General features: G+C 71.6%; 19 protein-coding genes. 6 read left to right on the forward strand and 13 right to left on the reverse strand.

Features of this window, described 5'->3' with window-relative positions:
- Positions 1–262 precede the first annotated feature (262 nt).
- The 6 genes from ACEN8D_RS16265 to ACEN8D_RS16290 form a co-directional block, all read right to left on the reverse strand.
- Positions 263–2,578: a family 78 glycoside hydrolase catalytic domain gene (locus ACEN8D_RS16265; RefSeq protein WP_413461755.1), complete on the reverse strand. Its 2,316-nt coding sequence runs from the start codon at positions 2,576–2,578 to the stop codon at positions 263–265.
- A gap of 121 nt (positions 2,579–2,699) precedes the next feature.
- Entirely contained in the window at positions 2,700–3,566 is an 867-nt protein-coding gene (locus tag ACEN8D_RS16270; protein ID WP_413399411.1) for a carbohydrate ABC transporter permease, read from the reverse strand.
- Between the two features lie 5 nt (positions 3,567–3,571).
- Positions 3,572–4,501 (reverse strand): carbohydrate ABC transporter permease, encoded by a 930-nt coding sequence (locus ACEN8D_RS16275; RefSeq protein WP_309780152.1) that lies wholly within the window; start codon positions 4,499–4,501, stop codon positions 3,572–3,574.
- 4 nt (positions 4,502–4,505) lie between these two features.
- Positions 4,506–5,834 (reverse strand): ABC transporter substrate-binding protein, encoded by a 1,329-nt coding sequence (locus ACEN8D_RS16280; RefSeq protein WP_413399409.1) that lies wholly within the window; start codon positions 5,832–5,834, stop codon positions 4,506–4,508.
- 423 nt (positions 5,835–6,257) lie between these two features.
- Positions 6,258–7,352, reverse strand: coding sequence for a LacI family DNA-binding transcriptional regulator (locus ACEN8D_RS16285; protein WP_309780149.1), 1,095 nt, complete (start codon positions 7,350–7,352; stop codon positions 6,258–6,260).
- 352 nt (positions 7,353–7,704) lie between these two features.
- Complete coding sequence (locus ACEN8D_RS16290; protein WP_413398561.1) at positions 7,705–8,715, reverse strand: LacI family DNA-binding transcriptional regulator; 1,011 nt, start codon at positions 8,713–8,715, stop codon at positions 7,705–7,707.
- A gap of 123 nt (positions 8,716–8,838) precedes the next feature.
- Here ACEN8D_RS16290 and ACEN8D_RS16295 point away from each other — a divergent pair, with 123 nt between their 5' ends.
- The 4 genes from ACEN8D_RS16295 (at position 8,839) to ACEN8D_RS16310 (ending at position 12,769) form a co-directional block, all read left to right on the forward strand.
- Positions 8,839–10,200: an MFS transporter gene (locus ACEN8D_RS16295; RefSeq protein ID WP_309780147.1), complete on the forward strand. Its 1,362-nt coding sequence runs from the start codon at positions 8,839–8,841 to the stop codon at positions 10,198–10,200.
- Between the two features lie 56 nt (positions 10,201–10,256).
- Positions 10,257–10,595 (forward strand): L-rhamnose mutarotase, encoded by a 339-nt coding sequence (locus ACEN8D_RS16300; protein WP_413398564.1) that lies wholly within the window; start codon positions 10,257–10,259, stop codon positions 10,593–10,595.
- A 50-nt stretch (positions 10,596–10,645) separates the two neighbouring features.
- On the forward strand, positions 10,646–11,560 hold the full coding sequence (locus ACEN8D_RS16305; RefSeq protein WP_413398566.1) for a metallophosphoesterase: 915 nt from the start codon (positions 10,646–10,648) through the stop codon (positions 11,558–11,560).
- A gap of 147 nt (positions 11,561–11,707) precedes the next feature.
- Positions 11,708–12,769 carry an NADP-dependent oxidoreductase gene (locus tag ACEN8D_RS16310; protein WP_413398567.1) on the forward strand — a complete coding sequence of 354 codons (1,062 nt, stop codon included), beginning with the start codon at positions 11,708–11,710 and terminating at the stop codon, positions 12,767–12,769.
- On the opposite strand, the gene ACEN8D_RS16315 is transcribed toward ACEN8D_RS16310, so the two are convergent.
- From ACEN8D_RS16315 to ACEN8D_RS16325, 3 genes are read right to left on the reverse strand one after another with little or no spacing between them, the layout of a single operon-like run.
- Positions 12,766–13,656, reverse strand: a complete 891-nt coding sequence (locus ACEN8D_RS16315) for an ABC transporter permease (RefSeq protein WP_413398568.1) — start codon at positions 13,654–13,656, stop codon at positions 12,766–12,768. The genes ACEN8D_RS16310 and ACEN8D_RS16315 overlap by 4 nt on opposite strands.
- Entirely contained in the window at positions 13,643–14,593 is a 951-nt protein-coding gene (locus ACEN8D_RS16320; protein ID WP_413398569.1) for an ABC transporter ATP-binding protein, read from the reverse strand. Before ACEN8D_RS16320 ends, ACEN8D_RS16315 begins: the two co-directional genes overlap by 14 nt.
- Positions 14,590–15,660 carry a LolA family protein gene (locus tag ACEN8D_RS16325; RefSeq protein ID WP_413398570.1) on the reverse strand — a complete coding sequence of 357 codons (1,071 nt, stop codon included), beginning with the start codon at positions 15,658–15,660 and terminating at the stop codon, positions 14,590–14,592. Before ACEN8D_RS16325 ends, ACEN8D_RS16320 begins: the two co-directional genes overlap by 4 nt.
- Before the next feature lie 122 nt (positions 15,661–15,782).
- Here ACEN8D_RS16325 and ACEN8D_RS16330 point away from each other — a divergent pair, with 122 nt between their 5' ends.
- Positions 15,783–17,252, forward strand: a complete 1,470-nt coding sequence (locus ACEN8D_RS16330) for an FGGY-family carbohydrate kinase (RefSeq protein ID WP_413398571.1) — start codon at positions 15,783–15,785, stop codon at positions 17,250–17,252.
- A 93-nt stretch (positions 17,253–17,345) separates the two neighbouring features.
- Here ACEN8D_RS16330 and ACEN8D_RS16335 read toward each other — a convergent pair whose 3' ends face one another.
- The 4 genes from ACEN8D_RS16335 to ACEN8D_RS16350 form a co-directional block, all read right to left on the reverse strand.
- Positions 17,346–17,846 carry a ribose-5-phosphate isomerase gene (locus tag ACEN8D_RS16335; RefSeq protein WP_413398572.1) on the reverse strand — a complete coding sequence of 167 codons (501 nt, stop codon included), beginning with the start codon at positions 17,844–17,846 and terminating at the stop codon, positions 17,346–17,348.
- Positions 17,843–19,585 carry a dihydroxyacetone kinase family protein gene (locus ACEN8D_RS16340; RefSeq protein ID WP_413398574.1) on the reverse strand — a complete coding sequence of 581 codons (1,743 nt, stop codon included), beginning with the start codon at positions 19,583–19,585 and terminating at the stop codon, positions 17,843–17,845. Before ACEN8D_RS16340 ends, ACEN8D_RS16335 begins: the two co-directional genes overlap by 4 nt.
- Before the next feature lie 71 nt (positions 19,586–19,656).
- The gene (locus ACEN8D_RS16345) at positions 19,657–20,970 is read right to left on the reverse strand and encodes an MFS transporter (protein WP_413399934.1); all 1,314 of its coding nucleotides are present in this window, start codon (positions 20,968–20,970) and stop codon (positions 19,657–19,659) included.
- A gap of 28 nt (positions 20,971–20,998) precedes the next feature.
- Positions 20,999–22,135 (reverse strand): zinc-binding dehydrogenase, encoded by a 1,137-nt coding sequence (locus tag ACEN8D_RS16350; RefSeq protein ID WP_309886300.1) that lies wholly within the window; start codon positions 22,133–22,135, stop codon positions 20,999–21,001.
- A gap of 105 nt (positions 22,136–22,240) precedes the next feature.
- On the opposite strand from ACEN8D_RS16350, the gene ACEN8D_RS16355 reads away from it, so the two are divergent.
- A complete protein-coding gene (locus ACEN8D_RS16355; protein WP_413461431.1) occupies positions 22,241–23,047 on the forward strand; it encodes a GolD/DthD family dehydrogenase in 807 nt (268 codons plus the stop codon).
- Positions 23,048–23,054: the final 7 nt, after the last annotated feature.

The following is a 23,054-nucleotide window of genomic DNA, read 5'->3' on the forward strand; positions in this document are numbered from 1 at the left end:
TCACTTCCTCGTGTCGATTGAATCGTTTCATACGGTACGTGCTGCGCGAGGTTCGCGCAAGCCGGGGTCTGGTCGCGCTCCGTGGTGGCGGTTCGGGGCGGTGCTGCACAACCACAGTGCGTTCGAACCGCGCGATCGCGCGGCGCAACGTGACTTTGGTTGTGCGCCGCCGCGGCCGCCGCGGCGGGAGCGGGCGGCGGAGCCAGCCGGGAGCGGGCCGGGCGGCGGGCGGTGGCGCCCGCCGCCCGCCGCGCGGCCGCCGCTACCCCGCGGGGACCGCGGCCGACGCGCGCAGCTCGTGCGTGCCTCCCGACACGCGCTGCTCCGCAGCACCGGGCAGCCGCACCACCGCGGTGACGCCCTCGGGCACGGTCACCCGCACGAGCAGCTCCCCGTCGACGAGCTCCCACCGCACGGCGACGTGCCCGTGCACGGTGTCGAGCGAGGTCGACGCCCACGTGAGACCACCTCCGGGCTGCGGTGCCACGAGCACCGACTCGTACCCGGGCGTCAACGGCGCGAGACCACCGACCACGCGGTGCATCCAGTCCGCCACGGCACCGAGCGCGTAGTGGTTGAACGACGTCATCTGGCCCGGGTTGATGGTGCCGTCCGGCAGCATCGAGTCCCACCGCTCCCACACCGTCGTCGCGCCCATCGTCACCGGGTACAGCCACGACGGGCACTCGGTCTGCAGCAGCAGCCGGTACGCGTCCTCGAGGTGTCCGGTCTGCGTCAGCGCATCCGTGATGAACGGCGTCCCGGCGAAGCCCGTCGAGATCCGGTACCCGGACTGCTCGACGAGCTCCGCCAGACGGTCGCCGGCCGTTGCCTGCTCCGCCTCGGACAGGATCCCGAAGACGATCGCGAGCGTGTACACGGTCGTGCAGTCGGACAGGATCCGACCGTCGTCCAGCAGGTAGTGGGTCCGGAAGCCGGCCTGGAGGCGCGACGCGAGTTCCCGGAACTCGCTCGCCTCCGCCTCGTGGCCGCCCAACAGCTCGGCCGCGTCCGCCGCGATGGTGGCTGACCGGTACGCGCAGATCGTCGCGACGACGCCCTTGTCGGCCTTCGCCGCCGCGGGGTCCTCCGGCGGGGCGTCCGGGTCCAGCCAGTCGCCGAACTGGAACACGGTGTCCCACAGGTCCTCGGGGGACAGGTGGTCGCGGACCCGCCGGAGGTGCGCGGCCATGGACGGGAACTGCTCCTCGAGCACCGCGGTGTCGCCGTACGCCTGGTAGAGCGTCCAGGGCACCCACACCCCGGCGTCCGACCAGACTGCGGTGGCGTCGGGCTTGCCGAAGTCCTCGGCGGGGGAGTACTTCAGCACGTCCGGCACGACGAAGGGGATGATGCCGTCGGCGTGCTGCTGCTCGAGCCACACGTCGCGGAGCCAGTCGCCGAGGAACGCCCGCGTGTCGAACAGGTACGAGGCCGTCGGCGCGAACGCCGCGATGTCGCCGGTCCACCCGAGTCGTTCGTCGCGCTGCGGGCAGTCGGTCGGCACGCTGAGGAAGTTCCCCTGCATGCCGCGCACCACGTTGTCGTGGAAGGTGTTCAGCAGCTCGTGGCTCGACTCGAACGTGCCGGTGCGGGGGAGGTCCGACCCGACCTGCACCGCGGTGAGGGCGGTGCGGAGCTCGTCGAGCGTGCCGGGCCACCCGTCGACCTGGGCGTACCGGAAGCCGTGGAACGTGAAGCGCGGCTCGAAGACGTCCTGGCCGTCCCCGCTGAGGGTGAAGTGGTCGGTGGCCTTCGCGGTGCGCAGGGGGCGCGTGCCGAGCTCGTCGTGCTCGAGGACCTCGGCGTGCTGCAGGGTCAGGGCCGTCCCCGCCGGGCCGGACGCGGTCACCCGGATCCAGCCGACGAGGTTCACGCCGAAGTCGACCAGCGTGGCGCCGGCGGGGCTCGTCCAGACCTCGACCGGGGCGATCTCGGCGAGCGGTCGGACGGGCGGCACGGTGTCGGCGACGAGCTCGCGCTCCCCGAGGTCCACCGTGTGCACCGTGCTCGTGCGGCCCTCGTGTCCGTCCACGCTCGGCACCGTCACGTCACCGGGCGTGAGGAAGGATCCGTCGCGCAGGCGGGCGTCGACGTCCTCGCCGTCGTAGAGCTGGTCGGCCGTGATCGCACTCGACAGCGCCTGCCAGTCGGTGTCGGTCGCGACGAGCTGCTCGTGGCCGTCGGCGAAGGTGACGAGGAGTTCGGCGAACCCGGCGACCTCGTCGGCGTACCAGCCGCCACCGCCGCCCCAGGCGAGGCGTCCGGCGGCCCAGCCCTTGCCGAGGACGAGCGCGAGGACGGCGGCGCCACCCGGATCGGCGTCGGTGAGGTGTGCCGTGACGTCGTGCGAGACGACGCGGACGCGCCACTCGTAGCTCGTCCACCCCGGTTCGAGCAGGTGGTCGGAGACGCGCTGCCCGCCGAGCCAGGCCTCGAGGACGCCGAGGGCGCTGACGTCGAGGGTCGCGCTCGTCACGGCGCCGTGGCCGTCGTCGAGGGTGAACTCCCGGCGCAGGATCGGTGCGCTCCCGAGGTCGGCGTCGCTCGCGATGAACGGTGCTGTCCAGGCGGTCATGTGGTGTGTCCTTTCACGCGACCGGTCGTCGTCGACCGGTGCGGGGGTCGTGGGCCCGGCCACCCGCCCGCGGGGGCGGGGTGGTGGAGGCGGGTCGCGCCTCCAGGCCGTGGATCGGGCGTCAGCCCTTGACGGCGCCGCTCGTCATGCCGGCGACGATCTGACGGTTGAAGAAGATGTAGAGGATCAGCGGCGGGATCGTGATGAGCAGCACGTCCGTGAACAGCAGGTTCAGCTGGCTGACCGACTGGCTCTGGAACGTGTACAGCGTCTGCTGCACCGTCGCGTTCTCGGAACCCGGCAGGAAGTACAGCGGGTTCGTGAAGTCGTTGAACACCGTCACCGACTGCACGAGCACGACCGTGATGATGACCGGCTTGAGCAGCGGCAGGACGACCCCGAAGAACAGGCGGATCGGACCGGCGCCGTCGAGCACGGCTGCCTCGTCGAGCTCCTTGGGGATCGTCGCGACGAACGCCCGGAAGAGCAGGATGCAGAACGAGAGGCCGAAGGTCGCCTCGATGAGGATCATCCCGCCCATGGTCTTGAACAGGTTGAGCCCCTGCAGCACCCAGATCGTCGGGACGATCGCGGGCGGGACGATGAGGCCGGCCAGGACGAAGAAGTTGATCAGGCCGTTCCACTTGCTCGGCCGCCGTTGCAGGACGTAGCCGACCATCGCGGAGAACACCACCATGATGATGACGCTCCCCACGGTGAGCACGGCGCTGTTCAGGAACGAGCGCAGGATCCCGCCGTCGCCGGTCTGCATGACCGCCACGAGGTTCTGCCACAGCTGCCACTGGGTCGGCAGGCTGAAGCCGAGCTGGTTGGCCTCGGCCGGGCTCTTCGCGGCCTGCAGCAGGACGAAGACGAACGGCACGAGGAAGACCACGAAGCTGACGATGATCGCGACGATGCCGATGACCCACTTGCGTGCGGTGTTGCGGCTCCGGGCTCGTGTGGGGGTCAGCCGCTGGCTGGTGATCGCGGTCACAGGTCCGCCTCCTTGCGGTTGATGAGCCAGGAGATCGGGACCATGATCGCCGTCACCACGATGAACAAAACGACGTTGCCGGCGGTCGACAGTCCGTAGAACCCGGCCTGGTACTGCTTGTAGATCACGCTCGCGATGACGTCGCTCGTGAAGCCGGGTCCGCCGCCGGTCATCGCCCAGATGAGGTCGAACGACCGCAGGCCGCCGATGAGCGACAGGATGATGACCGTCCCCATCGCCGGGCGGGACAGCGGCAGCGTGATGTTCGTGAAGATCGTCCACGCGCTGGCGCCGTCCACCCGGGCGGCCTCGAAGTACTCCTGGGGGATCGCCACGATGCCGGCGATGAAGATGAGCGTCGCGATGCCGACGCCCTTCCAGACGTCCACCGCGGCGACGCTCCAGAGGGCGAGGGCCGGGTCGGTCAGCCATCCAGGTGTGGGGAGGCCGACCGCCCCGAGGGCGCCGTTGATGATCCCGTGGAAGGGGTCCATCAGCGCCTTGAACGTGATGCCGATGCCGATGGTCGACACCAGCACGGGGAAGAACACCACCGCTCGGAGGTACCCGCGCCCGAGCACGGGGCTCGTGAGGAGCAGGGCGAGGGCGAGTCCGAGGACCACCTTCGCCGCGCTCGTCACGAACCCGTACTCGAACGTGTGCACGAACCCGGAGACGAGCTGCGGGTCCTGGAAGAACCGGACGAAGTTGTCGAAGCCGATGAAGGTCTGGTCGAACAGCGTCCAGCGGGTGAGTGAGAAGTAGAACCCCGCGAAGGTCGGGACCGCGAAGAACACGACGTAGAGCGCGATCGCCGGGATGAAGAACCAGGCCGGGTAGAACGAACGCATCCGCCTGCGGGCCGGGCCGGGGCCCGTCTTCGTGGTCTGCGGCGGGGCCACCGCCGTCGTGAGTGTCGCGGTCACCGGATCACCAGCCCTTGATGCCGAGCTGCTGGGCCTGCTGGACGACGTCGTCGTCGTACTGCTTCGCACCCACGGAGGCGGAGGAGATCCCGGAGCCGACCTGCACGCAGATCTTCTCGAGGTTCGGGCCCTTGATCGGGGAGAGGAACTCGAGTGCCGGGCTCGCCTTGCCGTCGTCGAGGTACTTCTGCAGGTCGCCGATCATCGGCGGGACCGAGTCGGGCAGGGTGCAGGTCGAGATGACGTACGGGCCACCGGGGGTGCCGGTGTCGTTCTGCACCTTGCAGCCCTCGGACGAGTTCGCGAAGGCGACGAACTTCTTGGCGGCCGCGAGCTTGTCACCCGTGGTCGTCTTCGGGATGTAGAGGCCGTTCGGCTCCCAGATGGTGAGGTTCGTGTCGTCCGCGTTCTCCGCCGGCAACGCGAAGGCACCGATGTCGTTCACCGCGTCGGGCGAGTCCTGCTGGATCGCCGAGATCGCGTTGGTCAGCATCGGGTACTGGGCACCCTTGCCCTCGGCGAGCATCTTCAGGCCGTTCGCCTGCGTGGCCGAGGCGTAGTCCTCGTTGTAGAGGTCCTTGTCCTTGCCCTCCTGGAGGTGCTGGAACCCGGCGAGTGCGGGCTGCTCCGCGTAGGACTCCTTGTGCTTCGTGTACTGCGTCGCCCAGTTCTTCTGCTGCGCGGTGATGTTCGCGAAGTCGCCGAGGACGAACAGCTGGCTGGTCCAGGTGTCGCCGTAGGTCTGGATGATCGGCGCGATGCCGGCGTCCTTGATCTTCTCGCTGTTGCTGATGAAGTCCGCCCACGTGGTCGGGACGCTCAGGCCGAGGTCCGCGTAGACCTTCTTGTTGTAGAGGACGGCGCCGCCGAAGCTGGTGCCGAACGGTGCGCCGTACATGCCCTTGTCGGTGCTGACGACCTTAGTGAACTGCGGGTCGACGTCCTTCGCCCAGCTCTCCTTCGAGAGGTCGACGAGCGTGTTGTCCGGGTTGAGCGCCTGCATGAGCGAGCCGGAGTTGTAGTTGAAGACGTCGGCCATCTCGCCGGTCGACAGCCGGGTCTTCACCAGGTTGTCGCCGTCGGTGCCCTGCGGCTTCGTGTCGAACTTGACGGTGATGTCGGGGTTCGCCTTCTCGAACGCGGCGATGAGCGGCTTCGCGGTGGCGGCGGTGGCCTCGGCGTTGTCGGCGAGGTACGTGATCGTGACCTTGCCGCCGCCGCCGCCGCTGCCGGTGTCGGCGGAGCCGCCCGACGAGCACGCGGCCAGGCTGCCGATGAGGACCGCGGCGCCGCCGATGGCGAGCAACCTGGTGGTCAGGGGACGAGCTGACATTCCTTACCTCCTCGTAAGGCCCGGGACTGGGGGAACCCGGGTGAAACGGACCCGGTCACCGCGCCGATGCGGTTCCCGGTGGTGCTGTTTAGAACGTTTCAATCGGAATGGAACCATGCGGATTGAAGCGTGTCAATCACCGATCCTGATTCGTTACGCAAGTGCGCGGTCCCGCCGCCCGCGGGAGCCGGGAGGCGCGGGTCCGCCCCGGCGGGCGGGGTGCGCTGGGTGGGGTGGTCGCGAGGTTTCGCGCTGGCCGACAGTTCACGGGGCCGGCGGCGCGTGAGGTGTCGCCCAGCGCGAAACCTCACGCGCCCGGACGGCCGCGCGAGACTCGCCTCGGCGGGCACTTTCGCGGCTCCGCGCCCGCGAAAGTGTCCGCCGAGGCGAGACTCGGGAACGCCGAGCGCCGAGCGCGCCGCGTCAGGCCTCGGTACGCCTCGGGTCGCTCGGCGCCGTCCGCGCAGCCACCTCGGCCGCCCGCGCCCGCCCGAGCGTGCTCTCGCGCGGCACGAGCTCGCTCCCGAGCACCACCGTCCGGTGCACGTGCTCCGCGGGGTCCTCGTCGAGCTCGGCCAGCAGGAGGTCGACCGCCACCGAGCCCATCTCCGACCCGTGCATCGTCACCGAGGTCAGCGGCACGGCACCACCCCAGGCGATCGAGTTGTGGTCGCAGCCCGTGACCGGGATGTCCTCCGGCACGCGCAACCCCGCCGCCCGCAGCTCCGTCACCACCGCCATCGCGAGGAGGTCCGTCACCCCGAGCACCCCGTCCGGCCGCGACTCCGCCGACATCGCCGCGATCCGGGCGCCGGCGTCGGTGCCTCCCGGCGGGTCGATGTCACCGGCGTCGACGTCCACGAGTTCGACCCCTGGGTGCTCCGCGATCGCCCGCAGCAGCCCCTGCCGTCGACGCGCCACGGGCTGGAGGTCCGGACGAGCACTCACGAACCCGATCCGCCGGCACCCCTGCTCGATGAGGTGCGTCGTCGCGACGTACCCTGCCTGCTCGTTGTCGACCACGACCGAGCAGGCGTCGACCTCGGCGGGTTCGTAGTTGACGTACACGACGGGCAGCCCGTGCTTGCGGACGGTCTCGACCTGTTCCTTCGAGGTCGTCATCGACGCCAGCAGGATCCCCGACACCCGTGTGCTCTCCAGGAACGCGAGGTGCTCTGCCTGCGCGTCGAGGTCGTTGTCGCTGTTCGTCACGAGCAGGGTGTTGCCCCGCGCCCGCGCCGTTGTCTGCGCCCCGCTCACCATGTCCGTGAAGAGCGAGTTCCGCAGCGAGGTCACGACGAGCCCGATCGCCCGCGTGCTCCCCGAGACGAGTGCCCGCGCGTTGCGGTTCGGCGTGTACCCGAGGTCGGTGATCGCGGCACGGACCCGTGCTGCGGTCGCGTCGGCCACGCGTTCCGGGTGGTTCAGCACGTTCGAGACCGTCGCGAGCGAGACGCCCGCCCGAGCGGCGACGTGGTGCACGCTCGGCGGTCCGTCGCGCCGGGGGACATGCACCATGCTCCGATCGTAGGCGGACCGGCGCTCCCTCCCGGCCATCCGCCGGACAGGCCGGCGCACCGACGCGTCCACCCGGCCATCCGTCGGACGGGAGGTGGGCCCCACCAGCCGGTTCCGGCGCACCGCGCCAGCGGGGCGACGGCCGTGACTGGAGGGACGGTGCGGCGCCGACCCGCGCCTCCCGTCCGACGCGGCTCGCCGCCCCGTTCGCGAAAGCAACGGTGTGCCGCGAACGGTTGCCGGGGGTCTGTCGCTCTGCCGTCACGGACGCCACGGCATGCCTGTGTCCTGTCGCTCCGGCGGCATGGTCACGGGCACGACCACGGACGCGCGGCGAAGCGCGCAGCGCCCCTCAGCGCTCGGCGACGGTGGACTGCCGCACGACGAGCTCGGGCGTGAACTCCACGTGCAGCTGGTCCGTGCCCAGCCCCTGGTCCACCTGGGCGAGCAGCAGTTCGATCGCTCGCCGCCCGAGGTCCTGCGCCGGCTGCCGCACCGAGGTGAGCGGGACGACCGCGGCCTCGGCGAACGCGATGTCGTCGTACCCGACGATCGCGATCTCCTCCGGCACCCGGATCGACCCGCGCATGATGAACGCCTGTTCGAGGCCGACGGCGAGCAAGTCGTTCGCCGCGAACACCGCGTCTGGGCGGTCGGCGGCCGGGCGGGCCTGGATCTCCTCGCCGACGCGCCGACCCTCGAGGACGGAGAGCGACGTGGTCGGGATCACCTCGAGTGCCGCACCCGCCGCCTCGGCCGCGGCGACCGCGCCGGTGTGGCGGTCGGTGACCTGCCGGATGCCGAACGGGCCGCCGACGAAGGCGATCCGCCGGCGTCCGATCGCGGTGAGGTGCGTGACGGCGATGCGGCCCCCGGCGACGTCGTCGACGGAGACGGACGCGAAGTGCTCGTCGTCGGCACGGCGGTCCACGAGGACCACGGCGGTGCCCTGGTCGCGCAGTCGCTCGAGGCGGCCGAGGTCGTCCCCGGCGGGGGAGATGAGGAGTCCGGCGACGCGGCGCTCCTCGAAGAGGTCGACGTAGGTGTGCTCGCGGTCGACCGACTCGTCGGAGTTCCCGACGAGGACGGCCAGGCCCTTCTGCATGGCCGCGTCCTCGGCGCCGCGCGCGACGTCGGTGAAGAACGGGTTGCCGCCGTCGAGCACGATGAGCCCGACGGTCGAGCTGCGGCCGGCGCGGAGCTGGCGGGCGGAGTCGTTGCGGACGAACCCGAGTTCGGCGATCGCGGACTGCACGCGTTCGACGGTCCCCGGTGCCACCTTGTCGGGACGGTTCAGCACGTTCGAGACGGTGCCGAGTGACACGCCGGCGAGCGCTGCGACGTCCCGAACGCTCACTGCCATGGGGTCATCCTGACATCGGGGTGGCCGTTCCGGTGGAGCGACTTGCCCTCCGGCCGAACGACGAGTACCGTCTCCGCAGCACCGTTGAAACGATTCACAGTCGAACACGCGAACGGAGGACCAATGGCGGTCCGTATCGGAGCCCGCAACACCACGGGCTGGAAGGCGACGATCTCGGTCGCCATGTCGAACTACATCGAGTCGGGGTCGATCATCGCGATCGCCACGAGCCTCAGCCTCTGGCAGGCGCAGTTCCACGTCGGGGACCTGCAGGTCGGGCTCCTCGCCAGCCTGTCCGCGAACGCGTTCGGCGCAGCGGCCGGCGCCATCATCGGCGGCCCCCTGTGCGACCGCTACGGCCGGAAGTTCATCTACACCTACGACCTGCTGCTGTACATGCTCGGGATCCTGCTCGCGGTGTTCGCCGGCAGCTACGGCATGCTCCTCGTCGGGTTCATCCTCACCGGCATCGCGGTCGGCGCGGGCGTCCCCGCGAGCTGGACCTACATCGCCGAACAGGCCCCGGCCGACAAGCGCGCGGCCCACGTCGGCACCGCGCAGCTCGCCTGGTCGATCGGCCCGATGGTCGGCTTCGCCCTGGCCATCGCCGCCGCGCCGCTCGGGCTCCTCGGCAGCCGCCTGATCTTCGCGCACCTGTTCGTCGTCGCCGCGATCGTGTGGTGGCTGCGGCGCGGCCTGCCCGAGTCCACGATCTGGAAGGACGAGCGCGCGGCCACCGGGTCCGCGAACTTCTTCCACGGCTTCACCCAGCTGTTCAGCCGCCGCAAGAACCTCACCGCGATGCTGTTCCTGTTCGGCGTCTACGCGCTCTGGAACACCGTGGCCGGGCAGGCCGGCATCTTCCAGCCCCGCGTCTACTCCGCCACCGGCGTGACGAGCGTCACCGAGCAGTACGGGCTGCAGATCCTCGTGTGGGGCTGCACCGTCGCCGCGACGTACTTCGGGTTCATGCGCTTCGCCGACCGGATGAGCCGGAGGCTGCTCTACGCGATCGGCGCCGCGCTCGCGGTCGTCGCATGGGCCGTCCTCATCTACGCGCCCGCGAACCTCGGCACGCTCCTGTTCTTCGCGATCGCGTGGGGCATCTCGTCGGGCATCGGCGCGCAGGCGTTCTACGGGCTCTGGACGAGCGAGCTGTTCGCGACCCGGTACCGGGCGAGCGCGCAGGGCGTCCTGTTCCTCGCCGCGCGGGTCATGGTCGGCCTGCTGAGCATCTGGTTCCCGCTCCTGCTCTCCGACATCGGGCTCCGTGCACTCGGCGGGCTCATCCTCGGCCTGCTCGCGCTGTCGTTCCTGGTCGGGACGATCTGGGCACCGCGGACGCAGGGCAAGACCCTCGAGGAGATCGAGGCCGAACGCTACGGCACCGTCACCAGCGCGACCGGCACGGTCCGCACGCCCGAGGAGCACGCCGCGCGCCAGCAGGCGCTGCGGGGTGCGCGAGACGAGCGGACGCCACGGTGAGCGACGCGGACCAGCGTGATCCGCGCCCCCTGGACGGCACTGGAGGCGCGGATCACGTGACCCGCGTCTGCTTCCGTCTGCAGGTGGGGACCGAGCACCTCGACGCCTACCGCGAGCGGCACGCCGCGGTCTGGCCGGCGATGCTGCGGGCGATCGCGGCCGCCGGACGTCGGAACTACTCGCTGTTCCTCGACGACGACGGCCTGCTCATCGGGTACTACGAGACGGACTCGGTGGCGGATGCTGACGCGTCGCTCGCCGCGTCGGAGGTGGCCGCCGCGTGGGAGGCGCACATGCAGGACCTGTTCGACGGCGCGACCGGGCGGGCGGACCAGGCGGCGCGCGTGCTGCCGGAGGTCTTCAACCTCGAGGACCAGCTCGCCGCCGCGACCTGACCCGCCCACGGGTACCCGGGACTGCAAGGCACCCTCGCTACCGTGGGGCCATGCAGCAGCCCGCAGCCGGGACCCTCCGCGTCCTCCACCTGTCCGACACCCACCTCACGGGCGAAGGTGCCCTGCACCAGGGGTCCGTCGACACGACCGCCGCGCTCGAGGGCGTGCTCGCCCGGGTCGACGGCGTCCCGGGGATCGGGCTCGTGGTGGTGTCCGGCGACGTCTCCGAGGACGGCACTCCGGAGTCGTACGCCGCAGTGCTCGAGCGCGTCGGCGGCTGGGCGGAACGCCACGGTGCGGCGCTCGTCACCGTCCCGGGCAACCACGACCTCCGCGAGGGGTTCCGCCAGGTCCTCGCGAACGGCCACGTCCTCGGCGAGGGCGGCCGGCCGCTCATGCACACCATGGAGTACCACCCGCCGACCGTGCCGGTCTGGGGGCAGTCAATCGTCGCGGGTCGGCGGATCGTCACGGTCGACACGAGCGTCCCGGGGGTCGGCTACGGCGAGATCGCCGAGGCGTCGCTCGAACGACTCCGCGCCGCGCTCGCCGGCGACCACGCGCCGCACGGCACCGTCATCGTGCTGCACCACCCGCCGTTGCCGGCACCGACCGCGCTGCACGAAGCCCTGCGACTCCGCAACCCGGAGGCGCTCGCTGACGCGATCCGCGGCTCCGACGTCCGGGTCGTGCTCGCGGGGCACTACCACCACCACTTCGCCGGGAACCTCGCGGGCGTGCCCGTGCTCGTCGCGCCCGGTGTCGCGAACGACACCGACGTCACCGGCGCCTACGAGGAGGAGTCCGCGTACGTCGACTCCGGAGCGCTCGTCGTCGACGTCGCCGAGGACGGCTCGGTCTGGTCGACACCGGTCCGCGTGCCGCGGCCGGACGCGGATCCGCTCGCGTTCGCGCTCGACGCGGACACCGTGGCGCGCGTCATCGAGGCGTCCACCGGGCAGTAGACGCACCGTTCGTCGGACGGGAGGGACGGTGCGGGCCCGCACCGTCCCTCCCGTCCGTCGCGTGCGGACGCCGGTACCCCGCGCGTTCGGGTTGCAGTCGGGAACTCCGAGTAGGCCGGTGGCACACCTGGAGCGAAGGAGCACCCCATGCGGATCGGCAGTGCAGTGCAGTACGACCGGTACGGCGACTTCGACGTCGTCGAGCTCGTCCCGCAGGAACGCCCGGAAGCGGGTCCCGGCGAGATCGTCGTCGAGATCGTCGCGGCGGGGCTCAACCACATCGAACGGTTCCTGCGGGAGGGCAAGCTCCAGGACCACATCGAGCTCACGTTCCCGGCTCGTCAGGGTGTCGACTTCGCCGGCATCGTCCGGGCACGCGGCGACGGGGTCAAGGACCTGCGCGTCGGCGACGAGGTGATGGGGCACGCACCGAACGGCGGGTCGCACGCCACCTGGCTCGTCGTGCCGCGCGCTGCCGTCATCAAGAAGCCGGAGCACGTCGGCTGGGAGGTCGCCGGCGGCCTCTACCTGGCCGGGTGCACCGCGGTGTCGGTCGTCCGCAGCCTCAAGCTCGGACCGGAGGACACCGTCGTCATCACCGCCGCGGCCGGCGGCGTCGGGCACATCGAGTGCCAGCTCGCGCACGACGCCGGGGCGACCGTCATCGCGCTCGGCAGTGCGCGCAACCACGACTACCTCCGCCAGATCGGCACCCTGCCCGTCGTGTACGGCGAGGGCGAGGAGGAACGCATCCGTGCGATCGCGGACGGTCGCCCGATCACCGCGTTCATCGACAACCACGGGGAGAGCCGGGCCGAGGAACTCGCGGAACGCCTCGGCGTCGCATCGGGGCGGTTCGTGTCGTCCGAGGCGCGGCGCGACATCGAGATCCGGTTCCTGCGGGCGCCGGCGGAGGACGAGGAGACCCGGGAGCTCCTGACCCTCCTGGCGAAGGCCGTGCAGGACCGTCGCGTGCAGGTGCTCATCTCCGGGTTCTACCCGTTCGAGTACATCGTCGAGGCGTACGAGGACCTCGCCGAGATGAAGTCCCGCGGCAAGGTCGTGATCGGGATGCAGACCGTCGAGACCGGTGCACGGATGGACTGGTACCGCTCGGAGAAGGCCCGGGACCTGCGCGACCGGTACGCCGACGCGCGGGGGAGCGACTCCGAGACGATGGCGGGCGGGTCGGCGAGCCCGAGCGCCTAGCTCAGGACGTCCTTCGTGGTGAACCGGCTGTACGCCAGCGCGCCGAAGACGACGACGTAGCCGAGCTGGAGCACGGCGTTCGACCCGAACGAGTCGAACGCGATCGGGTCGCGGAGCAGGTCGCCGAACCCGAGCCACTCGTGCGAGAACAGGTACGGGTGCAACCAGTCGAGCTGCGGCAGCTGGTCGAGCACCTGGGACGCCCCGGCGAGCACCACCGTCGCGGCCATCGCACCCACCGGCACGCTCGTCAGCGTCGAGGCGAACAGCCCGATCGCCGACAGCCCGAGCATCGACAGCGTCACGTAGAGCGCGAGCAGCACGGCCCGGCCGGCGTAGGACCAGCCGTCGACTTGCGTGCCCGAGAGCAGGGTCACCGGGCCGATCGGGAACAGCACGGCGCCGATCGCGGCCCCGACCAGGACGATGAGGAGCGTCGCGGCGAGGCAGAACGCCACCGCCCCCGCGTACTTGACGAGGATGAACCGCACGCGCCCGGTCGGGGCCACGAGCAGGTAGCGGATGGTGCCGTGGCTGGCCTCGCCCGCGACGGTGTCACCCGCGACCACGCCCACGGTGAGCGGCAGGAACAGCGGGATCGACACGGTCAGCGCGGTGAACGCCACGAACAGCCCGTTGTTCGTGATGTCGCCGAGGAACGCGGGGCCGCCGGAGTCGTCGCCGGTCGTCAGCCGGACGGCGACGGCGATGAGGATCGGCACGAGGGCGAGCGCCCCGAGCATCGCCCACGTGCGGCGGCGTCGGAAGACGAGGGCGAGCTCGGAGCCGAGGAGTGCGAAGGGGCGCTGGCGGGGACGCGGGGAGGCGCGGACGTCGTGCGACTGCGGGTCGTCCGTCGGCACGGTGGCGGCGTCAGGCTGCGACATCGAAGCCCTCTCCGGTGAGGGCGACGAAGAGGTCTTCGAGGGTGCCGCCGCCGACGGTGAGCCCGCGCACCCGGACGTCGGCGCGGACGAGCTCGGTCGTGATGGTCTCGGGCAGGACCTCTGGTGGCAGGTCGGCCACGAGGACGTCGGCGCCGCCCTCGTGCCGCGGGGTCAGACCGAGACGGCTCAGCACGGTGCCGGCCTGCCCGAGGTCGGGCGTCCGGACCGTGACCGTCCGGGCACCGGCGGCGCGGAGCTCGTCGAGCGGCCCCTGCGCGACGAGCTTGCCGGTCCGCATCACGGCGGCGTGCGTGCACACCTGCTCGATCTCGGCGAGCAGGTGGCTCGAGACGAACACCGTGGTGCCGTCGTCGGCGAGGGAGCGGATGAGGTTGCGGACCTCGCGCGTGCCCTGGGGGTCGAGGCCGTTCGTCGGTTCGTCGAGCACGAGGAGGTCCCGCGGGGCGAGCAGGGCGTTCGCGAGCCCGAGCCGCTGCTTCATGCCGAGCGAGTACGCGTGCGCCTTCTTGTCGGCCGCGTGCGCGAGCCCGACGCGGTCGAGGGCGCTCGCCACCCGGGTCTTGCGGGTCCGTGGGTCGGAGGTGGGGTCGGCGGCGTCGAACCGGAACAGGTTCGCGCGGCCGGAGAGGTACGGGTAGAACGCCGGACCCTCGACGAGTGCACCGACGCGCGGCAGCACGTCGTGGAGGGCCTTCGGCATCGGTTCGCCGAGCACCTCGATCGTGCCGCCCGTCGCGCTGGAGAGCCCGAGGAGCATGCGGATCGTCGTCGTCTTGCCGGAGCCGTTCGGACCGAGGAAGCCGAACACCGCGCCGAGCGGGACGGCGAGGTCGATCCCGTCGACCGCGCGCTGCTTGCGGAAGACCTTCGCCAGTCCGGTGGTGCGGATCGCGAGGGCTGCGTCGGGCGTGCTCACTCGGCTGCGGCGACCAGCGCCGACACCGGGACCGCGCCCGCGAGGACCCGGCCGTCGTCGGTGAGGTAGACCGAGACGAGCGAGGTCTGCACCGCGCGGCCGCCGTCGACCGAACGGGTCAGCTGGTCGAGCAGTCCACTGGCGTCGTCGCCGAGCGCGGTCTGGTCGACCGAGCCCTTCGGCAGTTCGGCGATGGTGCTCCAGCCCGTCCCCGTGAACGTCGGCTCGTCGCCGGCGCGTCCGTGTCGGTGCTGCGCGTCGCCCGTGCCGTGGGCTGCCGCGTCGGAGAGGTCCTTCGTCTCGACCGTCGCGCCCGTGGGCGGCGTGAAGTCGAACAGGCGTGCGGCCGGCGCTCCGTACTGCAGGCTCGTGAAGCCGACCTCGACGGCGGGGTCGGACTGGCCCTTCGCCGCGATCGTGGCGCGCAGCGGGAGGCCGGTCTGCTGGTCGACCGCCAGGCGCACGGACCCGACGAGCGTGCCCGTCGACTTCGGCGTGAGGGTGATCTGCCAGGCGTCGTGGCCGGCGACCCGGACGTCCTTCGGCTTCGACACCGTGGTGCTCGGCGTGATCGCGTCGATCGCCTGCTTGGCGATGTCGGACGGCGTCGCGGCGCTGGACTCCGGCGTCCGGGCGTCCTTCGGGAGGGTGACGTGCGTCGCCGTGCGCTCCTTCGAGTCCCAGGTCCAGACGTCGGAGCCGTTGCGGACGAGGTCCTGCTCGGCGAGCTGCTGCGTCAGCTGGACGCGCTGCTTGTCGGGGCCGTCGACGTAGACGCGGGCGGTGTGCGACGAGGTGAGGAGGCCGAGCGCGTCCGAGGCGTCGCCCTCGAGCGAGGAGCCGCCGGACCCGGTCGGGAGCTCCGGCAGGCCGAGGTCGCTCGTCTGCACGAGCTTGCCAGAGTACTTCGCGTCGGACGACCCCGCGATGCTGGCGATGACGTCCGCCGCGCTCGGGTCCGTCCCCGCGACCGGGTCGCTCGACGCGTTCGCGATCATCGGCGCTGCGACGGCGCCGGCGACGACGACCGGTGCGATGACGGCGGGCAGCCAGGCTGACTTCTTCATCGGTTTCCCCTCGGTGGAGCATTCGGAGTCGGCAGTACGGTACGTCGGCCCGCCGACAGTGGGCTGGGCGTTCGTAGACTCGGGGGCGACCGACGCGGGTCGGTGGCGGCGAAGGAGGCGGCATGCGGGCGGTGCTCGGTCTGGACATCGGGACGTCGAGCACGAAGGCGCTGCTCACGCGGTTCGACGGCACGGTGATCGCCGAGGTCGGACGACGGCACGAGGTCGACCGGCCGGAGCAGGGGCTCGTCGAGATGGACACCGCGGTGTGGTGGGACGAGTTCACCGCCCTGACCCGTGAGCTCCTCGAGCGGGTGCCGGACGCCGAGGTCGAGGCCGTCGGCGTGAGCGGCATCGGCCCGTGCGTGCTCCTCACCGACGACGCCGGGGAACCGCTGCGGCCCGCGATCCTGTACGGCGTCGACACCCGGACGGCCGAGATGCTCCCCGCCGTGACGGCCGAGCTCGGCGGCGAGGACGCGATCCGTTCCCGGTGCGGCTCCGCCCTCAGCACGCAGGCGGCCGGGGTGAAGCTCGCCTGGGTCGCCCGGCACGAACCCGTCGTGTGGGCCCGCGCGGCGCGGTTCACGATGCCGTCGTCGCGTGTGGTGGAGCTGCTGACGGGGGAGTACGTGCTCGACCACCACTCGGCGAGCCAGTGCACGCCGCTCTACGACGTGCACGAGGGCACGTGGATCGACGCGTGGTGCGAACGGCTCGCGCCGGGGCTCGCCATGCCGCGACTGGTCTGGTCGGGTGACCGGGCCGGCACCGTGACGGCCGCGGCGGCTGCGGCCACGGGCCTCCCGGTCGGCATCCCCGTGACGGCCGGGACCATCGACGCCTGGGCCGAGGGCGTGAGCGTCGGAGCCGCCGTGCCCGGGCGGATGTTCCTGCAGTACGGGACGACGATGTTCATGATCGCGCCGACCGACGAGCCGGTCTCGGTGCCCGGGATGTGGACCACCGTCGGCACCCGTCCGGGGCAGCCGAGCGTCGCCGGTGGGATGGCGACCTCCGGGGCGATCACCGACTGGCTCCGGCGGCTCGTCGACGGCGAGTGGTCGACGATGCTCGAGGAGGCCCGCTGCGCCGGCATCGGGGCGAACGGCCTGCTGATGCTGCCGTACTTCGCGGGGGAGCGGACCCCGATCGCGGACCCGGACGCACGCGGGGTGATCGCGGGCCTCACGGTGCGGCACACCCGCGGTGACCTGTACCGGGCGACGCTCGAGGCGACGGCCTACGCGGTGCGGCACAACGTCGAGGTGCTGCGCGAGGCCGGGGTGGAGGTCCACGAGCTCGTCGGCGCCGGCGGCGGACTGCTCGGACGGCTCTGGCCGACGATCGTCTCGGACGTCACCGGGCTGCCGCAGACGGTCCCGAGCGTGACGATCGGTGCGTGCTACGGGTCGGCGTTCCTCGCAGCCGGGCTCGTCGAGGACGTGGACGTCACCGCGTGGAACCCCCCGGCCGCGCGCATCGAGCCCGATCCCGCGGCGACGGCGGCGTACGAGCCGGGCTACCGCGACTACCGCGAGCTGTACGAGGCGACGAAGGCCGTCGTGCACCGGTTGGCCGCGCGCGGCTGACGTGGTGCCGGTCGCTGCGGCACAACGAAAGTGGGCCCAAACCGCGGAAAGACGCGGTTCGGGCCCACTTTGGTTGTGCGGAGCGCGGCGGCCCTACGCGGACGCGGAAGCGGACGCGGACGCGTCCACGCCCGCCGGCGCGGAGCCGTCGTACTCGCAGATCGCCTGCACCTTCTCCGCGCTCGCGGACGAGCGGTCGAACTCGTAGCCGAGCCACTCCTTCGCCATGCGCCGGGCGACCTCGACGCCGACGACCCGCTGGCCCATGCAGAGGACCTGGGCGTCGTTCGACAGGATCGAGCGCTCGACGCTGAACGAGTCGTGCGCCGTGACGGCCCGGATGCCCGGGACCTTGTTCGCGCTGATCGCGACGCCGAGACCGGTGCCGCAGATCAGGATCGCCCGGTCCGCGTCACCGTTCGCGACGAGCCGTGCGGCGTCGACGGCGACGTGCGGGTAGGCGGTGTGCCCGTCCGCGTCGACCCCCACGTCCACCACGGACTCCACCCGCGGATCGGCGAGCAGGTCGGCCTTGATGATCTCCTTGTAGTCGAACCCTGCGTCGTCCGAACCGACCACGAGACGGTACGTCATGCGTGTGTCCCTTCCTTGTCTGCTGCACGGGTGGCGAGGACCTCGCCGACCCGCGTGAGGATCATCCCCATCGAGGTGGCACCCGCGTCGGGTGTCCCCAGGCTCTTCTCCGCCAGCGGCCGGGCACGCCCGACCTTCGGCTTGAGGTCTGCGGTCGCAGCGGCTTCCGTGACCGAGACCTGCGCGGCAGCCTGCCACGCCTCGGTGAGCGGCGTGCCAGCCTCGACGCCGCTCCGCAGCTCGTCGACGAACGGGAGCAGCGCGTCGAGCAGCGTCTTGTCCCCGCGGGACGCCCCGCCGAGGTGCACGATCGAGTCCGCGAACGCCTGCGCCGCCTCGACGACGTCGGACGCCTCGTACGCGGAGCGGTCGTCGCGGAGCGACCGGCCGAACGCCTCGAGCGCCGCACCCCACAGGACCCCGGAGGTGCCGCCCGCGAACTCGGCCCACGCGTCACCGGCGCGTCCGAGGACGAAGGCGACCCCTGCCTCCTGGCCCGCCCGGTCGACCGCCTTGCGGGCCGCACCGATCCCCTTCACCATGCCGCGTCCGTGGTCGCCGTCCCCGGCGACCGCGTCGATGCGGCCGAGCTCCTCCTCGTGCTCCCGCAGGAGCGCGTCGACCGCCTCGATCGCGGCGCGTGCCGTCTGCGCGGCCTGCCTGGAGGCACCACTCGCGTCCGGCACGACCGTCGCCTCGTCCTCGGCAGCGTCCACGGCGTCGGCCGGCACGAGCGCCGCGACCGGCGCCGCCACCTTGCGGTACGCGGGCGTGTACGCGTCGGCCCTCCACAGCGTCTCGAGCTCGTCGTCGAGCCACTGCAGGGTGAGCGAGCAGCCGCCCATGTCGAGGCTCGTGACGAGTTCGCCGACCTCGGGCTCGACGACCTCGATCCCGGCGTCCTGCAGGAGCGGGAGCACACGGCCCCAGAGCAGGAAGAGCTCCTCGTACTTGGTGTCGCCGAGACCGTTCAGGATCGGCGCGACCCGGGTGCCGGCGGCGTCCGGGCGGTCCGCGAGCAGCCGCTCGACGAGGAGCGACGCGAGTTCGGTCGCACGGAGGAGCGGGACGTCCTCGATGCCCGGCTCGCCGTGGATGCCGAGCCCGAGGCCGAGGTGGCCCTCGGGGACGGTGAAGAGCGGCTCGGTCGCGCCGGGCATCGTGCAGCCGGAGAACGCGACGCCGATGGTGCGGGTCGCCCGGTTGGATGCGGTGCCGATGCGCTCGACCTCGTCGAGGTCGGCTCCGGCGGCCGCCGCGGCACCCATGGCCTTGAAGACCGAGAAGTCACCGGCGATGCCGCGGCGCTTCGACTCCTCGTCGGCGCTCGCGATGTCGTCGGTGACGACCACGATGCGGGTGTCGATGCCCTCGGCGTTGAGCCGCTCGGCCGCGAGCCCGAAGTTCATCGTGTCGCCGGCGTAGTTGCCGAACGACAGCACGACGCCCTTCCCCTGGTCCGCCGCCTTGGCGACCGAGTAGACCTGCGCCGTGGACGGCGACGTGAAGATGTTGCCGACGACGGCCCCGGTGGCGAACCCCGGCCCGACCACGCCGCAGAACGCGGGGTAGTGGCCGGAACCGCCGCCGACGACGACCGCGACCTGCGGCTCGGCGCCCTCCGTCGGCAGGGCGACGACGCCGCCGTGGACACCGCGGACCCGGTCGGCGTAGAGGGCGAGCCAGCCCGCGAGCTGGTCCTCGGCGAACTCCTCCGGGTCGTCGTGGATCGTGGTCATGGTGCTTGTCCTTCGCATCGAGTGGGGGTGGTGCACCGGGCGACGGCGGGACGGCCGCCGTCGCCCGGGGTTCAGTGTCCTCGGTCTCCCTGCGGGACCTTGAGGAAGTGGATCATCACGAACGCGCAGGCGTACAGGCCGACGAACGTCCAGGTCACGGCCTGGCCGCCGCCGCCCAGGGCGAGCACCGCGGCGACGACGCCCGTGCCGAGGAACGCGGCTCCGCCGGCGGCGGTGGTGTACATCGCCATCGCGGCGCCCTTGTGCTCGGGGGCGAGCGCCGGCATGATCGCGCCCATCGGGACGAAGCCCGCGAGCAGGCAGCCAAACACGCAGCCGGCGACGACGGAGAGCACGTAGCCCCAGTCGGACCCGGCGGGGACGAGCTGCGGGACGTACCACCAGGCGATGAGCCCGAGGGCGGACCCGACGATGCCGAACCACTTGACGGTGCGCTGCCAACCGATCTTGTCGCCGACCCAGCCGAACAGGGCGTTCACGAGGATGTTCGTCGCGTAGACGCACACCGTCATGAGCAGCCACCGGCTCTGGCCCCAGCCGCGCTCGTTCGCGATCACGGCCGGGAGGATGACGAACATGCCGAACTCCGGCGCGGTGTTGATCAGGCGGACGAGGAAGCCCATCAGGATCTTCGGTCGCGTGGCCGTCAGGCGGATGCCGCTCGTCAGCACGCGCCAGGCGCTCTCGCCCTCCGGCGCGATGCGGGAGAACCCGTTCGGCAGGCGCACTCCGAACAGCAGGATGAGGAACCCGATCACGACGAGGCCGATCGAGGCGATCATCGCGCCGGTCTCACCGACCGTGCCGCCGCCGAACACCGGGATGGCGCCGATCGCGAAGAGCGAGCCGAGCGTGGGCAGGCCGCCGGTGAAGGCGACGTAGAACCAGCCGACGGCCGAGCCGTTGCGCTCCACGGGCGTCGTGATGTTCACCCAGACCAGGAACGCGAAGGCGAACAGCGGGTACCCGAAGCCGCGGATCGCGTAGGCGACGGCGGCGAACGGCACGCTGCCGAGCCCGAGGGCGATGAGGAACAGGACCTCGAACACGACCCAGACGGCGAACCCGAGGATCATCACCCGTCGCGGACCGATCAGGTCGGCGAGAGCACCGGAGACGTAGCTCCCCACCAGGGCGGCGAGGCTGTAGAACGTGACGATCGTCGCGACCGTGGCCTCGGGGGAGCCGAGGACCGCGACCATGTGCGGCGTGATGAAGTTCGACTCGACGCCGTTGCCGGTCATGAAGACCAGGACGGCGAGGAAGCCGAGGGCGAGCGGGCGGGGGATGCCCATCTTGTCGAGCCGGCCCTCGGGGCGGGGCATCGTCGGCGCACCGGTGGTGCGCTGTGTCGTCGTTGACATGCTTGCTGACTCCTGTGGTGGCTGCGGCTCAGGCCTGCAGGGACGGGATGATCGAGACCTTGACGCTCGCGCCCGCGGAGTCGCCGACGAGGTCGAGGGCCTCCTGGAAGCGCTCGAGCGGGAACTGGTGCGTGCAGATCTCCGACATCGGCAGGGTCTCGGCCTCGAGCAGCTTGATCGCCGCCGGCCAGGTGTGCGGGCCGAGGTGGGCACCGCGGACGTCGAGCTCCTTGTCGTCCGAGATGATCGACCAGTCGACGGACACGTTGTCCTTGAAGACCGAGTACTCGACGAACGTGCCGAGCTTGCGGAGCAGGTTGAGTCCCTGCGGGACCGCGGACGGGTGCCCGGTCGCCTCGATGTAGACGTCGGCGCCGTACCCGTCGGTGAGTTCCTTGACCCGGGCGACCGCGTCGTCCTGGGCGATGTTGATCGTGATGTCGGCACCGACCTTGCGGGCGAGTTCGAGCTTGTCCTCGACGACGTCGAGCGCGATGATCCGCAGCGGGTTCTTCTGGCGGGCACCGGCGATCGCGGAGAGCCCGATCGGCCCGGCACCGGCGATCACCACGGTGTCGCCGAACTTGATGTCGCCCCGCTCGACGGCGTGGAACGCGCACGAGAGCGGCTCGGCGAAGGCGGCGACCTGCCCGGGGAGGGCGCTCGACACCGGGTGGGTCAGGGCCTTCGCCGGCACCAGGACGTACTCGGCCATCGCGCCGTCGTATCCCTTGAAGCCGAACATGTCGTGCACGTTGCACATCCAGTACGCGCCCTCGAGGCAGTAGCGGCACTCCCAGCACGGCACGATCTGCTCGCAGGCGATCCGGTCGCCCACGGACACCCCGCGCTTGGCGAGGGCAGCGTCGTCACCGGCGACGATCGTGCCGACGAACTCGTGTCCGGGGATCCGGTCGGTGTCGGCCCAGGCCGGGCGGTTCTCGTCGCCCCAGAACTTCGCGGCGCCGTGGTAGCACTTCAGGTCGCTCGCGCAGATGCCGACGGCGTCGGTGCGGAGCAGGAGTTCGCCGGGTCCGGGGGTCGGCACGGGGCGGGTCTCGAGGCGGTAGTCCTCGGGACCGTGGACCACGACGGCGCGCATCGTGGTCGGGATCTCGGTGGGCGTCGCGGCCGTGGTGGTCGCGTTCTCGGTCGTCGTCGACATGAGCTGCTCCTTCGTCGGGGTGCTTCGGCGACGACTGTACACCCCGCGGAACGTTTGTCCAGAACACAATTTCTGGTACGGTCGGCGCAACGCAAGGGAGCGAACATGACCACCGACTTCGCCGCAGCCCTCCGACCGGGCCCGGACACGATCGACCTGACGAACGACTTCAGCGGCCGCACGGCGGTGGTCACGGGCGGGGCGTCCGGCATCGGCAACGCGATCTCCGTGGTCCTCGCGTCCCGCGGCGCCCGGGTCGCCATCGTCGACGTGCGGGCGGACGGCGCAGCAGCCGCCGCGGCAGCGCTGCCGACCGCCGGCGCACCGGCCCACCTCGGCCTCGGCTGCGACGTCACGGACGAGACGTCGGTGGCCCGCGCGGTCGCCGCCGTCACCGGTGCCGCCGGCAGGATCGACGTCCTCGTGAACTGCGCCGGCGTCGCGCTGCTCGCCCCCGCCGAGGACCTCGACCCCGGCGCCTGGGCCACGACCATCGACGTCAACCTCACCGGCACCCACCGTGTCGCCCAGGCCGTCGGGCGGCACATGCTCGCCGCCGGGTACGGCCGGATCGTGAACATCGCCTCGCAGGCAGCGCACGTCGGCATCGACGGCCACGCGGCGTACTGCGCGTCGAAGGCCGGCGTCATCGGGCTCACCCGCGTGCTCGCGCTCGAGTGGGGCGGACGGGGCGTCACCGTCAACACCGTGTCGCCGACCGTCGTGCTGACCGACCTCGGCCGCGGGGCGTGGGCGAACGAGCAGGGCCTGCGCCACCAAGACGAGATCCCCACCGGACGGTTCGCGACACCCGACGAGATCGCCGCCGCCGTCCTGTTCCTCGCCGGGGAGTCGAGCGCCATGGTGAACGGCGCCGACCTCCGCGTGGACGGCGGGTTCACGATCCGCTGACGCGTGC

Source organism: Curtobacterium sp. Curtsp22, assembly GCF_059492135.1.

Excerpts from the sequence above, each read along its gene's own strand:
- ACEN8D_RS16265 (WP_413461755.1), bottom strand. The coding sequence starts at position 2,578 with ATGACCGCCTGGACAGCACCGTTCATCGCGAGCGACGCCGACCTCGGG.
- ACEN8D_RS16280 (WP_413399409.1), bottom strand. The coding sequence starts at position 5,834 with ATGTCAGCTCGTCCCCTGACCACCAGGTTGCTCGCCATCGGCGGCGCC.
- ACEN8D_RS16285 (WP_309780149.1), bottom strand. The coding sequence starts at position 7,352 with ATGGTGCATGTCCCCCGGCGCGACGGACCGCCGAGCGTGCACCACGTC.
- ACEN8D_RS16290 (WP_413398561.1), bottom strand. The coding sequence starts at position 8,715 with ATGGCAGTGAGCGTTCGGGACGTCGCAGCGCTCGCCGGCGTGTCACTC.
- ACEN8D_RS16295 (WP_309780147.1), top strand. The coding sequence starts at position 8,839 with ATGGCGGTCCGTATCGGAGCCCGCAACACCACGGGCTGGAAGGCGACG.
- ACEN8D_RS16305 (WP_413398566.1), top strand. The coding sequence starts at position 10,646 with ATGCAGCAGCCCGCAGCCGGGACCCTCCGCGTCCTCCACCTGTCCGAC.
- ACEN8D_RS16310 (WP_413398567.1), top strand. The coding sequence starts at position 11,708 with ATGCGGATCGGCAGTGCAGTGCAGTACGACCGGTACGGCGACTTCGAC.
- ACEN8D_RS16315 (WP_413398568.1), bottom strand. The coding sequence starts at position 13,656 with ATGTCGCAGCCTGACGCCGCCACCGTGCCGACGGACGACCCGCAGTCG.
- ACEN8D_RS16325 (WP_413398570.1), bottom strand. The coding sequence starts at position 15,660 with ATGAAGAAGTCAGCCTGGCTGCCCGCCGTCATCGCACCGGTCGTCGTC.
- ACEN8D_RS16330 (WP_413398571.1), top strand. The coding sequence starts at position 15,783 with ATGCGGGCGGTGCTCGGTCTGGACATCGGGACGTCGAGCACGAAGGCG.
- ACEN8D_RS16335 (WP_413398572.1), bottom strand. The coding sequence starts at position 17,846 with ATGACGTACCGTCTCGTGGTCGGTTCGGACGACGCAGGGTTCGACTAC.
- ACEN8D_RS16340 (WP_413398574.1), bottom strand. The coding sequence starts at position 19,585 with ATGACCACGATCCACGACGACCCGGAGGAGTTCGCCGAGGACCAGCTC.
- ACEN8D_RS16345 (WP_413399934.1), bottom strand. The coding sequence starts at position 20,970 with ATGTCAACGACGACACAGCGCACCACCGGTGCGCCGACGATGCCCCGC.
- ACEN8D_RS16350 (WP_309886300.1), bottom strand. The coding sequence starts at position 22,135 with ATGTCGACGACGACCGAGAACGCGACCACCACGGCCGCGACGCCCACC.
- ACEN8D_RS16355 (WP_413461431.1), top strand. The coding sequence starts at position 22,241 with ATGACCACCGACTTCGCCGCAGCCCTCCGACCGGGCCCGGACACGATC.